A 13,210-nucleotide genomic window follows, 5' to 3' on the forward strand; every position below is an offset into this window, starting at 1 on the left:
AACTAAAGATAAAATAATTTAAGATACTTTTGCCGTTTGTTCGCTAAACGTCCGGCGGGCTGATACCAACAGCTATGGAAATCTCATTAACATCTTGGATCCTCGCCTTTACGGCCGCCTTTGTTATTGGAGTTTCCAAATCGGGCATCAAAGGTATCGCCATCATCATCGTTACCTTAATGGCCCTGGCCTTTGGCGCCAAAGAATCTACGGGGCTTATCGTGCCCCTGCTTATTGTGGGCGATATTTTTGCGGTCATCTACTACAATCGGCATACCCAATGGAAATACATCGTGCGTTTTTTACCGTGGATGATGTTGGGGGTCCTGATCGGGGTTTTGGTCGGAAAAGATTTGGATGAAAGCACATTTAAACTAGGCATGGTCGGCATCATTTTGGGCAGTGTGGTCATGATGTATTGGTGGGACCGGAAAAAGTCTAAACGCGTACCTACGCATTGGGCATTTGCGGGATCTATGGGGATAATGGCCGGCATCACTACCATGATCGGCAATTTGGCCGGGGCGTTCAGCAATATCTTTTTCTTGGCGATGCGACTGCCCAAAAACGAGTTTATAGGTACGGCCGCTTGGCTTTTCTTTATCATCAATATTTTTAAGCTGCCGTTTCACATTTTTGTTTGGGAGACCATAAGTTTGGATACGCTTTGGGTAAACCTCAAATTGATTCCCGGGATATTGATAGGCTTGTTCGTAGGGGTACGGTTGGTGAAAATAATCAAGGACGATTTTTACCGAAAGATGATTTTGGTGCTTACCGCTCTTGGAGCCATATTGATTTTATTCCGATAAGAAATTCAGTAGTATAGCTTGTTCTGGAACATCGTATTCAAGGAAAGGTTGAAGTGGGTAATCTTGATGGCTTTGCAAGGGCGATTTACCGTTTTAGGCGCATCACTATTTTTCTCCCTTATTGACCAGTATATTCAGATTGTTCTCCAAATCGTCGGCATCGCCAAAGTTATAGGCGGTTTCTTTTCCGTTACCCTCTACCATTACAAAATTTACGTTTACCCCACACGTATAGGAAACCTTTAGTATTTGGAAAAAACCATGGTTGGCCTTGTGGCATTTAGTATAGGCGCCAAAATCTTCCAACCAGGCGGGCTGCTCTAAAAAGTCCTTTATCCGTTGGGCAACGATCAGAAGTTTTAAGGAATTGCTGCGATCCGTTTGCAGATCGGAATCCGTATCCATTTGGAGTATATAGGAAATAGCCGGCTGGTCACTACCCCATTTTTTTACCTTGGCGATCAATTGATCCATTTGCATTTTCAAATTAATCTTTCTTTTGTACCATTGTTTTTGCTATTCGGCTAAATAAACCCTAATTTCTCGTTTATACCAAATACCTTTGGTTACCATTACAGTATTTGTACCTTATTCTTACTAGACCTATCCCTATATGTTTTTGGATTTCTTGTACGTTACAAGTGTTTTCTTTTCCATCGTTACGGCATTGGTGATTTGGTTTCGAATCAACAAAGTGCATAACTTTTCTGCTCATCTCATTGCGACCTACCTTTTCTTAAATGCCATTTGCTTCGGTTTTTATTTCGTAATCCTTTACGGGGCAATCAATTATTTTCCCGTACTCTACAAGATGCCCGCACCCATATCCTACCTCATTCCGCCTATATCCTATATCTATGTAAGATCGGTATTGTACAATGAGAACCGATTTCGTAAAAGAGATTTACTACATCTTATTCCATTTCTGTTTTTCGTCGCCAACTATTTCTCTTTTTACACGATGGATTTGGAGGAGAAACGCATCATCGTAAGCAGGGTGGCAGAAAATATAGAAAATGTCTACACAGTTAGGGACGGACTTCTACCAGAGTGGGTAAATATCATGGCGCGCGCCAGTCAATCGCTTATCTATCTCTTTTTTCAGTGGTGGCTACTCATCGGGTTCTTTAAACGGAACAAGGAGAATGTATCCAAGCAGTATCGCTTGGTTAAAAAATGGCTGTTCGATTTTACCAAATTACAGACCCTTTACCTGATTTCGTTGGTCTGCCTTTATGTAGTAATTTTTTTTATGGTCATAGCCTCGGTAAGTGCAGAGGATTTTATGGTGCAGTTTACGCGGGTCATCTTGGCCGTTAGCTACTTGTTGATTTCCGGTTACCTCTTATGGAATCCCAACATACTCATTGGCCTACCCACCTTATTGATTACCGATGCGAACAGCCCCACCGAACCCCAAGAATTGCTCTTGCTTAATATCTTTACGGACTTTAATACTCAAGTGCAACAGCAAAAACTGTTTCTAGATTCGTCCATTACCCTTTCGTTGCTCGCCATGAAGACCGATACCTCTGCGCGGAGGATATCGGAAATGATCAGCGCATCCAACTATGCCAACTTTAACGATTACATCAACCATTTGAGAGTGGCCCATTCGGAAAAGCTGATACAAAAAAAGTATCTGGAAAAGCATTCCATAGAGGCCTTGGGCAAGGTTTGTGGGTTCCATTCTAAAAATGCCTTTTACAGGGCCTTCCGTAAAGAATACGATTGTACCCCAAAGGAATACAGTGCCCGAAAAAGTTTGCAGGGCTTATGACTCTTTTGTAGGTGGCCATCGAGTTTACGACCACTTTTTGGAACGTTGGTCCAGCCATAAATGTAGGCCAAAAATGAGCAGGCTTTTCCCTCAGCGTATTCCTTCACCGCGTTCCAAGATGCCACCTATTTCCAAAAAGTTGCGGCCTGGGTTTTGGTATTCTTGCCATGTTCTAACAGGTTATACGAGATAAAATCCTATCAATGTACAAAACATGATAACTGGGATGCGCGCGGAGACATTATCGTAGGTGTTGGTAGTGCATACCTTTTTGCCATGATAGGCGCCCGTTTGCCTGTGGTTTTATCTATAAATTAAGATGCTAAAGGGATAGAAAGGCCAAGGTTTAAGTATTTTTGCCGAATTCTAAAATGCCAAAACACATGTCCCCAACCCAAAAATCAGCTTCACGCAACAACTACTTGTTGGTCGTAGGCATTATTTTTATTGCCATTAACCTACGCCCCGCCTTGGCCAGTGTTGGACCTTTGGTAGAGGATATACGGGTCTCCACCGGCTTGTCCAATACGCTCTTGGGACTGTTGACCACGCTTCCTTTACTCGCTTTTGGGGTGGTTTCTACCTTAACCCCGCTGTTTACCAAACGTTTTGGAATTGGCGGCACCTTATTAGGGGCAATGCTCCTATTGACCGCGGGTATCGCCATTCGTTATATAAACTGGATTCCGGCGCTATACATTGGCACCCTATTATTGGGGGTGGCCATAGCATTGGGCAATGTGCTACTACCCAGCATAACGAAACGGAACTTTAATGAGAACTCCGGGTTTATGACCAGTCTCTACTCTAGCTTTATGGCCTTGGGAGCGGCTACAGCGGCTGGGCTTAGTGTGCCCTTGGCCCAAGATATTGAACTGGGCTGGCGCGGCTCTTTAGTGGTCTGGGGAGTTCCCTCGCTACTAGCGCTTTTCGTGTGGATGCCCCAGGTACCCAAATTAACCAAATCGTCCAGTGACCGAAGTTTTAAGGAGGCCATGAAAAAACTTAGCAGCTCTCGGTTGGCGTGGAACGTAGCCTTATTCATGGGTTTGCAGTCTATGGTCTTCTATATTATTTTGGCATGGCTGCCCGTTATTTTGCAAAGCCGGGGCTATGATGCGGCTTTCGCCGGATGGATGCTTTCCCTATCCCAGGCTACTGGTATCATTGGGTCTTTGGTCATCCCCTATGTGGCCGGGAAGCAAAAAAACCAGCGCACCATCGTCACCGTTCTCGTTCTGCTAGAAGCGGTAAGCCTGCTTGGGATACTGTTGCCGGAATTTGGCCTTATTGCCGTTTGGGTCTCCTTGTTGGGAATTGTCCTGGGCGGTACGTTTGGGCTGGCGTTACTATTTTTGGTACTCCGTTCACGGGATACTGATGGGGCCACGGAACTTTCCGGTATGGCCCAATCTGTGGGTTATCTGGTAGCCGCCACCGGACCCATGCTTTTTGGGGGCATTTTTGACCTCACCGGAGATTGGGACTACGCCCTACTATTTCTTTTTCTTGTCGCCGCCATAAAACTGTATATGGGCCTCGGTGCCGGTAAGGCCGAAAAGGTTTAAAATCCTGTCCTAAAGCTACTCATAAAACCTCGGTACAAAGATGTTCCTAGCTTTGATTTTTTTATGAATCGGTAAGTCCAGTACTATTTAATTCCAATTTTATACATTTGATTTTTCTTTTCGGGGTCCTTTGACAAAGTACATCTTTAGAATGCCTCTATTCTTTACTTCTACCTTTCCTCTGTATTCACAGTCAAAAACATCCTTAACCAAAAGATACGTGTTGTGACTTATGTTGATCCTCCCCGAGTCTGAAAAGGTTTCCATTCGGGAAGCCACGTTTACCGTATCGCCCCAAATATCATAGGAGAATTTTTTACTCCCTACAACCCCTGCAACAACCGGCCCTGTATTAAGGCCGATACGAACACTAAAAGAAAAACTTGTTTCATTTTTAGCCTTTACCTCTTCTACAAAGCTAAGGATCTCTAACGCTGCGTTGACTGTTTTTATGGCATGGTCCGCTATTGGAAATGGCAAGCCCCCGGCACACATATACGCATCCCCAATGGTTTTGATCTTTTCCAATCCATGCTTTTCTATGATATCGTCAAAGGCGGAAAAATAATAGCCCAACCTACTGACCAAGAGTTCAGGGTCTACATGTTCAGAATGTGCGGTAAAGGCCTCAAAATCTGTGAACAATACCGTGACGGATTCAAACTTCTTGGCCTTGACTTTCCCATGCTCCTTTAATTCCTTTGCCGTTTCCACTGGTAGGATATTGACCAACAATGCTTCCGATCGTGCCATTTCGCGTTCTATGATGGCCTTGGTGCGCTTGGTAAAGACAGCTCGCCTATAGAGTCCAAACGCCAATAAGGCAATTAAAAATAAAGCAATGCCCGTAGCGATGGTAATGATTTTTTGGGTCTGCTTTTGTTGGTTGGCCAAGTCTATTTCCGCTTGCTTTTGTCCAATTTCAGACTTTCTACGGATGTCTGCCATTTGCTGTACGGCCGTAATATTCACAACGCTGTCCCTAAAAGCAATATACTTGCGGTAATAATTCAAAGCCGCACTGGCATAGCCGGTACGTTCATACAATTCAGATAACTTTAAATAGGCACTGCTTATTTGGGCTTTTAAGCCATACTGCTTGGCCAACTCCAAAGAACGCAAGGAATAATCGAAAGCACCGTCCCAGTCTTCCTTGTCCGCATAAATATCGGACATGTAGGTAAGGTAGGTGGTGATGGGCCAGTAATCCCCTAACTCCTCCAGTATGGCAATGGCCTCCGCAATATTCTCCTCCGCTTTGGTGGGTCTTCCCTGCTGGGCAAAGGCCAGGCCCTTATTCCCAAGATTATAGGCCAAGGCAAGTTTATTTTCCAATTTTTCGAATATTGGGCCAGATTGGTTGAAGTACAGCAACGCGGAATCCGGTTTGGACCACTCCAAATAGGTATCCCCTAAGTTTTCCATGGCAATGGCATAGTTCAAGGTGTCTTGTTCCGTTCTAAAAATAGCAATGGCATCGGCATAGTATTGTCTCACATTTTTCCGATTATCCATGCCGGCGTAAACTGCCGCAATGGCCGTATACATGATGGCCAACTGTTTTTTTTCGGAATTTCTATCTGCAATTTCCACAGCCTTATAATAACTGTCCAAGGCGCCGCTCAGATTTCCTTTTTGTTGTAAAGCGTTACCGGTCTGTAAGTGCGACTTGAATATATACTTGGTGGAATCTTGCCGTACGGCTTCCATCATCAACGAATCGCTATACAGTAAAATACGATCGGGATCTGGGAGATTATTGACAATATCCGATAAAATTTTAAGCTGTAGCGCCGAGTCATAATTTCCAGATTCATAGAGCTGTATCAAGCTATCGGCAAGCGATTCATTTTGACCAAAACCGAGAGTACCCTTTACCATTAGGCTCAGCAATAGCATTGCTTTTGCCCAACGCTTACATTCTAAAAATAACTTCATATAAAAAGCTTTGATCGCTATTTTTTGGTCTTGATTACGGCGGTAACCTGATACAACTTGGTATCCGAACCAAGGGAGTATTGGAGCTCGTAGACATAATCTTCCTTGCCTCCACGAATAATGGTGGCCTTAACGGTACTTTTACCGGTTAAGGTATTGGAACTAAAAATACGTGGGCCACTACGATAATTGACACCAACCACATGCACAGGTACTTGGGATTCACCGGCGGCCTTGGCCTTCCATAACACGGAATCGCCGACATCTGCCCAAATTGCAAATCGCTTCCCAGTGGCCTTTTCGATTACGGTAGTAGTACTGCCTGCACTAAAAGAAAGGTTCGCTTCACTGTTCGGTTTTATAGCATCTACCGTAAGTACCACTTCGTGTAGCGTCTGGGCTTGCCCCTGAAGCATCCAAAGGCCTAGAAGTAGCACCAAAAAAAATTGTATGTTGATTTTGTGTTTCATAACCCTACCCTAAAAAAGGGAATCATAAGCTGGTTAATTTCTTATTGCGTTCCAACCCTAATCCTGGGGTCAATTTGGTACGTTTGGAAACCATCCGGTTTAAAGGTTATACTATATTCAAAGTCTTTGCCGGGAGGTGTTCTTCTATTGGGTTTGGCCTTAATCTTTTCCTTGCCATTACTATTGCGCCCTCTTACGGGGTTCGAGTCAAAAATTTGGGTCCCTTTTATAAAGTTGATTTTTTTCATACGTACATCCCCACCTGTAGTGGTGATACCTTGCCATTCGATTACGTCAGACTCGTTAACTTGAATGGTAAAGGCTTTGGGGTCGTTGGGGTCGTTTATAACGATCCGGTCAGCTGGGACAACGGTGTACGTGCAGCCCCCGGGAGCCTTACGATCGTCGCCAAGGGCATTGGTGTCTACGGTAAGGGTAATTCTAACCGTTGGCTCTTGTGCGCTAACAAGCCCATAACTTAGCAGGGCAAAAAGCAGCGCGATGTTTCTAGTCGTTTTCATAATCATTAGTTTAGTTTGGTTGTTATGTGTTATCCATGTTCAAAAGATAACCTTGTTGAAGGTAGAAAATAAAATCCAATAATCCCTTAAACTGTTGCGTTCTAAATATTTATGCCGGATAATATAATAGTTAGCCATGGTACATAGAACTTTTAGAAATTACTTAGCCGGTCGCGGATGGTCCCATCCGCTCTGTGGATGATGACATCGGCCTGTTTCTTTCTGGCGAGTCGCTTCGCTTTCCGTATGGCCGTTTCTTGTAATCTGTGGGTAGAGGTGATGCGTTGGTTGCCTTCGCGGCGTACCGCCCAACCTTTTTCGTGGGGCACTACATGTTGGTGCCAGGTTCTGGGTCGGTCATTGGCTCGAGAGCTCTTAAAAAAGACCTCTACCAGTTCAATCAAAATGTTTATCCAAGATTTGGAAGTCTTGTTTCCGGCCATACTGTGGTTACGTTATGCTGCCCAAGATACTACTTTTGTCGTAGTATCCCCCAAGGTCGCCATCTATGGAAATTACGGTGCCTAATTATTGGAGCTTCACCCGCTCCCAACCTTTTTCCGGTAATTCCCACCGGTCTATTTTCATTATGCTTATGATTCCTTTTTGGGGGTAGTTGTACCGTAAAAAAGTACAGAAATCGTTCTGCTCCAAAAAGAAAAGCCCCAATCGTTTGGGGAAGGTCAGGAATTTCCGCTCACACTCCATGCGCATGGCATGTGCGCCAATTTCCATAAGCAAATGCTTTATAGCGTACCGGTCATAATTTCTATAAACAACGTCTTTCATTTTATGGATATATTCCATATTTATGGAATTATACCAAATATAGATATTTGAGGAATGCCGTTCCACACTTTAACAGTTTTTGAGTATTTTAGAACAAACGCAATATTATGTGCTACGGAACCCGAGTGGTAAGAACGGCCCAACAGTTGGAGCTGTTCTACAATGTAGAGAAACTGTACGGGGACCTCCCCAAGGACAAGGAGCTCGTTTACAACTATGCCAACGGGTTTTCACACCCGCATATGTGGATTATTCCGCAGGAGAAAAAAGGCACTATGATACCCGTTATGTGGGGATTGATTCCCCATTATAAACTGGGGTCCGAAGCCAAAGACTACTACAAGGAAACCATCCGATACGGTTCTGGCCTAAACGCGCGTTCCGAAAAGCTCTTTGATTCCAACAACTACAGGAACAGTGCCCTAACGCGAAGGTGTATCATTCCAGTGGACGGTTTTTACGAGCCGCATACGGCCAAAAAAAACGGGAAGGATTTTAAAATCCCCTTTTACTTCCATAGAAAGAACGACACGCCGTTTAACCTTGCCGGTATCTATGCCGTTACCAAAGATAAAATGGTAACCTTTACCATCCTCACCAAAGAGGCCACCCCGTTGTTCGCGAAAATTCACAATAAAAAATTTAGACGACCGGTCATCTTACAGGATGACGACATTGATGTTTGGCTGGACGATACACTACAAGAAGATGAGGTCATGGAGGTTATGGCGGATGATTTGGTGGACGAACACATCAAGGCCTACCCCATTAGCAAGGACCTTTATAAAAGAGGTGGAGAAGGAGATAGACCGGACATTATTGAAAAGGTAGACTATGAGGAACTGTCCATTGAATATTGATTTAGTCAGAACCAAACCATGAGGCGAAAAAGAAAAAGGAGCCTGCACCTTGCAAACTCCTGGCTAATTACCCTAATTGTCGTACCATCATCTCAACTTACATAGCCTCGTCAGCGCTCATAGTTGCGGCGACCGGTTTTGTGGTTACCGTCATATCCCTCACACATTTATAATTGCCCTCTATTTTTTCAAAATACGACATATAATACCCGTTTTCAAGGGCCGTGCCCTCCTCGTTATATTCTGTCCATGACCCAATTTCCAATGCGGTATCGCCTTCGGCAAATAGGTCTACCAGTTTGTATACATTATAATTGCCCGTAGTATCCTTCGCAATATTTTCGGCAATATTTGCACGTATCTCTGCCCTGCCTTTAGCAGGCTGGTCGTTGCGACTATAACTGATGGCATTCTCGCTGTAATAGGCGGCCACGGCATCGGCATCTTTGGCTTTTTCACCGGCAGCATAGGCATCTTCCATAGCCTGTATTTCTGCCCTTACCGCATCCATATCCAACGGTACCGGTTTTTCTGCCGTTTCACAGGCTGTAAATGTGAACGCCACAAGAGCCAAAAAGCCCCCTAATAGAATGAGTTTTTTCATGATTTTAAGTTTTAGTTTAAGAAATGATTGGTTTTCCTGGCCTCTCAAGGTTGTTCCGGTTAATTGATACCGTCCCACGGGGAAGGCCCTTAAAGGTATCCTTTTTAATACCGGCAATGGGCCTGCCGCGGACGAACGATAGGAATGAGTGTCCGTAAGTGCCTAATTAATGATCGAGAAGGAGGTGTTTTCCCCTATTCTTTGTCAATCTTTGAAACAAAAAAAGCCTTTCGACTTCTCTTCGTGGACTTACATTGGCTTACCTCGACTACGCTCGGCATGAACTTCTCGCCCAGGGTTTGTTCCACAAAAAAAGTCCTAGCTTTCGCTAAGACTTTTCAACCACTGTGTGGTCCCACCTGGGCTCGAACCAGGGACCCCCTGATTATGAGTCAGGTGCTCTAACCAGCTGAGCTATAGGACCCGCAAATTGCGGATGCAATATTACTATTTATTTTTAATCGATACAAGCAAAACAACACCTACTTCCGTATTTCCTGGCAAAGCTCAACGAGCACTCCATTGGCCGTCTTGGGATGTACAAAAGCTACCAATTTATTGTCCGCACCGCTTTTGGGCGTTTCGTTCAACACCGTAAAACCCTCTGCTTTTAGCCGGGTGATTTCCGCCACAATATCGTCTACCTCAAAAGCCACATGGTGGATGCCTTCGCCCTTTTTCTCTAAAAATTTAGCAATGGGGCTATTATCGTCCAAGGCCTCCAAAAGCTCAATTTTGTTAGGCCCGTTCTTAAAGAACGAAGTCCTTACTCCCTCGGAAGCTACTTCTTCCTGTTTGTAAGGTGCCGCGCCCAATAACTTCTCGAACAAAAGATTGGACGCTTCCATGTTTTTGACCACAATTCCCAAATGTTCTATTTTCTTCACGCCGAATATATTTCTGTCACTACCGAAGATACAGTATTACTGCGTATTTTTGTAGCATGGAAACGCAACGACAACGAAAAATAGGTGGGGTAATTCAAAAGGATATTGTAGATATCCTGCAAAAAGCGGCATTGGAAGGTGGGCTTAGGGGTACGCTGATTTCCGTTTCCAAGGTTTCCGTTACTACAGACTTATCCATTGCCAAGGTATACGTAAGCATCTTCCCTACGGACAAGGCAAAGGAACTGATGGAGGGGATAAAATCCAACCAGCCGTTGATTAAACACGAATTGGCGCAACGCACGCGTAATCAACTCCGTAGGGTTCCGGAATTATTGTTCTTTTTGGACGATTCCTTGGACTATATCGAAAAAATAGAAAGCTCTTTGAAAGAAAAGGAAAACCCTATCGAAAACAGGGATTTATTGCCCAAACGTAAAAAGTCCTAATCTCTTGAATTTTCCGCTCTACATTGCCAAAAGGTATGTACGTTCTAAAAGCAGCCAGAACGCGGTAAACATCATTAATTTTATCACTTTTCTGGTCATTGTCATCGGTTCCGCGGCCCTGTTCATCGTGCTTTCTGGTTTTGCTGGCTTAAAAACCTTTAGCCTCTCCTTTACCAATTCTTTTGACCCGGAACTCAAAGCACTGCCTGCAACGGGAAAGTTTTTTGAAATAACCCCTGAACAGGAGAAGCAACTCAGTGAAATATCAGGCTTGGCTATTTATTCCAAAGAAATTGAGGAAAAGGTTTATCTGGAACACCGAGGTAAAAATCACATTGCCTATATCAAGGGAATTGACTCCAACTATGTAAAGTCCATAAAAGTGGACAGTATCCTGTATTTGGGAGATTGGACCATTAACGAGCAGCAGGTCGTTTCCGGAATCGGGATTGCCAATATTCTTGGTGTCACCATCAACCAATTTAGAAGTCCGTTGCAAATCTACGCGGTGAAACCAGGAACGGGTTCCATCTCCCAGAGTATGGGCAGTTCCAATTCATTGTACAACCAATTACCCATGGTCATTGGAGGGGTTTACGCGGTGGAGGCCGATTTGGACAACAAATATGTTTTTGCCGATTTGCCCTTGGTACAAGCTTTGCTCGAAAAGAAGGAGAACCAAATTTCCGGCATCAATTTTAAACTGAAAGAGGATGCCGATGCCCTGACCGTAAGAGCGGACATTAAAGCGGTCTTAGGGGAATCCATCGTTCTAAAAAACAGGGAAGAGCTGAACAGTACACTCTATAAGATGTTGAACACCGAAAATTTGGCCACGTACCTCATCTTTACGCTGGTCTTGATCATCGCCCTGTTCAATGTAGTTGGCGCCATTATCATGATGATCTTGGACAAACAGCAGAATTCCAAAACGCTATACAGTTTTGGAACTACCATTAAAGAACTACGCTCCATCTATTTTATGCAGGGGATTTTGGTTACGAGTATGGGTGGCATCATCGGGGTCTTGTTGGGTTCGCTTTTGATATGGTCGCAAACCACCTTTGGGTGGCTACGTATAACCCCATCCTTGGCCTATCCGGTAGAATTTAAAATTATGAACGTCTTTTTGGTATTGGCCACTATTGTAGTGCTGGGCGTTATCGCCTCTAAAATTGCCAGTAGCCGCATCAATAAAAAACTGATTTCCCTACACTAGACTAAACTGGTGGTCCCCGAACTTTTCCAGTACCTCGTCAAAAGCATTAAAAACGCTGGCGGAATCATCGCTGGTCACCATTTTCATACGGTACTCCTTAAAATTGGGGATGCCTTTGAAGTAATTGGTATAGTGTCTGCGGGTTTCAAATACGCCCAAGGTTTCCCCTTTCCAATCTATGGCCATTTGCAAATGTCGCCGTGCAGCCTCCACCCGCTCTGGCATAGTCGGTAGCTCTAAATAGGTGCCCGTTTCAAAATAATGTTTTACCTCTCTAAAAAACCAGGGATAACCAATACTGGCACGTCCGATCATGGCACCGTCCAAGCCGTATTCGTCCCGCATCCTCATAGCCGCTTCGGGCGAATCTACATCCCCATTTCCAAAAACCGGAATGTGCATTCTAGGGTTATTCTTCACCGCAGCAATAGGTTCCCAATTAGCTTTGCCCTTGTACATCTGTGCCCTGGTCCTGCCGTGGATGGCTATGGCCTTACATCCTACGTCTTGCAGCCGCTCCGCCACTTCTACAATTTTAATGGAATGCTCGTCCCACCCCAGACGCGTCTTTACCGTAATGGGTAATTTGGTATGTTTCACCATGGCCTCGGTAAGCGAAACCATTAAATCGATGTCTTTTAAAATTCCGGCGCCGGCGCCTTTGGATACCACTTTCTTAACGGGACATCCGAAATTAATATCGATGATATCCGGATTGGATTTTTCCACAATCTCCACGGATTGCAACATGGAATCCAGGTTAGCGCCAAAAATCTGTATCCCCACCGGACGTTCTTTTTCATAGATATCCAGCTTCATTACACTTTTGGCAGCATCCCTTATTAAGCCTTCCGAGGAAATAAACTCGGTATACACCACGTCCGCCCCTTGCTCTTTGCAAAGCGCACGAAAAGGTGGGTCGCTCACGTCTTCCATAGGGGCGAGAAGCAAAGGGAATTCCGGTAATTTTATGTCTCCTATTTTAGGCACGGACCTTATTGATTTTGGATTGCAAAGTTAAGAAAAAATGGAATGAAGGGTTTTAAAGAAGTTAATAGCACTCCGTTGTTATTTCGAGTAGTTTTTCAACGGATGAAAAAAATGTTTTCAAGAAGAGTCGAAGAAGCAATTTGTTCTCGATACACTTCGCCTATTGTGAAGCGCTCGAACTGACATTCTGAAGAAATGTAAAGGTTTCGTTTTTTTAAGAGTTAAATAGCTACCTGTTGTCACTTCGAGTGGTTTTTCAACATTGGAGAAAAATTGTATCGAGAAGTTTTCTTGCTCCAAACGGTTCTCGATACACTACACGT

Annotated in this window: 15 protein-coding genes and 1 tRNA gene; 6 read left to right on the forward strand and 10 right to left on the reverse strand. The window is 44.2% G+C overall.

What is annotated here, in order from left to right; all coding sequences use genetic code 11:
* The first annotated feature begins 74 nt into the window (after window positions 1-74).
* Window positions 75-812, forward strand: a complete 738-nt coding sequence (locus N8A89_RS07625; RefSeq protein ID WP_281541722.1) for a sulfite exporter TauE/SafE family protein — start codon at window positions 75-77, stop codon at window positions 810-812.
* Window positions 813-917: 105 nt separating this feature from the next.
* On the opposite strand, the gene N8A89_RS07630 is transcribed toward N8A89_RS07625, so the two are convergent.
* Window positions 918-1,286, reverse strand: a complete 369-nt coding sequence (locus tag N8A89_RS07630; protein WP_281541723.1) for a hypothetical protein — start codon at window positions 1,284-1,286, stop codon at window positions 918-920.
* A gap of 139 nt (window positions 1,287-1,425) precedes the next feature.
* Between N8A89_RS07630 and N8A89_RS07635 the strand changes: the two genes are divergently transcribed.
* Window positions 1,426-2,592 carry a helix-turn-helix transcriptional regulator gene (locus N8A89_RS07635; RefSeq protein ID WP_289645243.1) on the forward strand — a complete coding sequence of 389 codons (1,167 nt, stop codon included), beginning with the start codon at window positions 1,426-1,428 and terminating at the stop codon, window positions 2,590-2,592.
* Between the two features lie 383 nt (window positions 2,593-2,975).
* Complete coding sequence (locus tag N8A89_RS07640; RefSeq protein ID WP_281541726.1) at window positions 2,976-4,160, forward strand: CynX/NimT family MFS transporter; 1,185 nt, start codon at window positions 2,976-2,978, stop codon at window positions 4,158-4,160.
* A 99-nt stretch (window positions 4,161-4,259) separates the two neighbouring features.
* Here the strand turns inward: N8A89_RS07640 and N8A89_RS07645 are convergent, their stop codons facing one another.
* From N8A89_RS07645 to N8A89_RS07665, 5 genes are all read right to left on the reverse strand, one after another.
* Entirely contained in the window at window positions 4,260-6,098 is a 1,839-nt protein-coding gene (locus N8A89_RS07645; protein ID WP_281541727.1) for an adenylate/guanylate cyclase domain-containing protein, read from the reverse strand.
* A gap of 17 nt (window positions 6,099-6,115) precedes the next feature.
* Window positions 6,116-6,568, reverse strand: coding sequence for a hypothetical protein (locus tag N8A89_RS07650; protein WP_281541728.1), 453 nt, complete (start codon window positions 6,566-6,568; stop codon window positions 6,116-6,118).
* A 41-nt stretch (window positions 6,569-6,609) separates the two neighbouring features.
* On the reverse strand, window positions 6,610-7,089 hold the full coding sequence (locus tag N8A89_RS07655) for a hypothetical protein (RefSeq protein WP_281541729.1): 480 nt from the start codon (window positions 7,087-7,089) through the stop codon (window positions 6,610-6,612).
* A 152-nt stretch (window positions 7,090-7,241) separates the two neighbouring features.
* On the reverse strand, window positions 7,242-7,532 hold the full coding sequence (locus N8A89_RS07660; protein ID WP_281541730.1) for a DUF2188 domain-containing protein: 291 nt from the start codon (window positions 7,530-7,532) through the stop codon (window positions 7,242-7,244).
* An 85-nt stretch (window positions 7,533-7,617) separates the two neighbouring features.
* A complete protein-coding gene (locus N8A89_RS07665; protein ID WP_281541731.1) occupies window positions 7,618-7,896 on the reverse strand; it encodes a hypothetical protein in 279 nt (92 codons plus the stop codon).
* 89 nt (window positions 7,897-7,985) lie between these two features.
* On the opposite strand from N8A89_RS07665, the gene N8A89_RS07670 reads away from it, so the two are divergent.
* Window positions 7,986-8,738 (forward strand): SOS response-associated peptidase, encoded by a 753-nt coding sequence (locus N8A89_RS07670; protein ID WP_289645247.1) that lies wholly within the window; start codon window positions 7,986-7,988, stop codon window positions 8,736-8,738.
* Window positions 8,739-8,835: 97 nt separating this feature from the next.
* On the opposite strand, the gene N8A89_RS07675 is transcribed toward N8A89_RS07670, so the two are convergent.
* The 3 genes from N8A89_RS07675 to mce all read right to left on the reverse strand — a co-directional run bounded on the left by N8A89_RS07675 (window position 8,836) and on the right by mce (window position 10,229).
* Window positions 8,836-9,342, reverse strand: a complete 507-nt coding sequence (locus N8A89_RS07675; protein ID WP_281541732.1) for a DUF4440 domain-containing protein — start codon at window positions 9,340-9,342, stop codon at window positions 8,836-8,838.
* A 350-nt stretch (window positions 9,343-9,692) separates the two neighbouring features.
* Window positions 9,693-9,766: transfer RNA gene (locus N8A89_RS07680), tRNA-Ile, on the reverse strand.
* Between the two features lie 58 nt (window positions 9,767-9,824).
* Window positions 9,825-10,229, reverse strand: a complete 405-nt coding sequence (gene mce, locus N8A89_RS07685; protein WP_281541733.1) for a methylmalonyl-CoA epimerase — start codon at window positions 10,227-10,229, stop codon at window positions 9,825-9,827.
* A gap of 56 nt (window positions 10,230-10,285) precedes the next feature.
* Here mce and rbfA point away from each other — a divergent pair, with 56 nt between their 5' ends.
* Window positions 10,286-10,678 (forward strand): 30S ribosome-binding factor RbfA, encoded by a 393-nt coding sequence (gene rbfA / locus N8A89_RS07690; protein ID WP_281541734.1) that lies wholly within the window; start codon window positions 10,286-10,288, stop codon window positions 10,676-10,678.
* Window positions 10,679-10,682: 4 nt separating this feature from the next.
* Window positions 10,683-11,897, forward strand: a complete 1,215-nt coding sequence (locus tag N8A89_RS07695; protein WP_281541735.1) for an ABC transporter permease — start codon at window positions 10,683-10,685, stop codon at window positions 11,895-11,897.
* Here N8A89_RS07695 and dusB read toward each other — a convergent pair.
* Window positions 11,889-12,887, reverse strand: a complete 999-nt coding sequence (gene dusB, locus N8A89_RS07700) for a tRNA dihydrouridine synthase DusB (RefSeq protein WP_281541736.1) — start codon at window positions 12,885-12,887, stop codon at window positions 11,889-11,891. The genes N8A89_RS07695 and dusB overlap by 9 nt on opposite strands.
* Between the last annotated feature and the right edge of the window lie 323 nt (window positions 12,888-13,210).

The organism is Maribacter aestuarii (assembly GCF_027474845.2).
Taxonomy (GTDB): Bacteria; Bacteroidota; Bacteroidia; order Flavobacteriales; family Flavobacteriaceae; genus Maribacter; species Maribacter aestuarii.

Bases quoted from the DNA above. Each gene is read 5' to 3' on its own strand.
- N8A89_RS07625 (WP_281541722.1), top strand. From the start codon at position 75: ATGGAAATCTCATTAACATCTTGGATCCTCGCCTTTACGGCCGCCTTT.
- N8A89_RS07630 (WP_281541723.1), bottom strand. From the start codon at position 1,286: ATGGATCAATTGATCGCCAAGGTAAAAAAATGGGGTAGTGACCAGCCG.
- N8A89_RS07635 (WP_289645243.1), top strand. From the start codon at position 1,426: ATGTTTTTGGATTTCTTGTACGTTACAAGTGTTTTCTTTTCCATCGTT.
- N8A89_RS07640 (WP_281541726.1), top strand. From the start codon at position 2,976: ATGTCCCCAACCCAAAAATCAGCTTCACGCAACAACTACTTGTTGGTC.
- N8A89_RS07645 (WP_281541727.1), bottom strand. From the start codon at position 6,098: ATGAAGTTATTTTTAGAATGTAAGCGTTGGGCAAAAGCAATGCTATTG.
- N8A89_RS07650 (WP_281541728.1), bottom strand. From the start codon at position 6,568: ATGAAACACAAAATCAACATACAATTTTTTTTGGTGCTACTTCTAGGC.
- N8A89_RS07655 (WP_281541729.1), bottom strand. From the start codon at position 7,089: ATGAAAACGACTAGAAACATCGCGCTGCTTTTTGCCCTGCTAAGTTAT.
- N8A89_RS07660 (WP_281541730.1), bottom strand. From the start codon at position 7,532: ATGGCCGGAAACAAGACTTCCAAATCTTGGATAAACATTTTGATTGAA.
- N8A89_RS07665 (WP_281541731.1), bottom strand. From the start codon at position 7,896: ATGGAATATATCCATAAAATGAAAGACGTTGTTTATAGAAATTATGAC.
- N8A89_RS07670 (WP_289645247.1), top strand. From the start codon at position 7,986: ATGTGCTACGGAACCCGAGTGGTAAGAACGGCCCAACAGTTGGAGCTG.
- N8A89_RS07675 (WP_281541732.1), bottom strand. From the start codon at position 9,342: ATGAAAAAACTCATTCTATTAGGGGGCTTTTTGGCTCTTGTGGCGTTC.
- rbfA (WP_281541734.1), top strand. From the start codon at position 10,286: ATGGAAACGCAACGACAACGAAAAATAGGTGGGGTAATTCAAAAGGAT.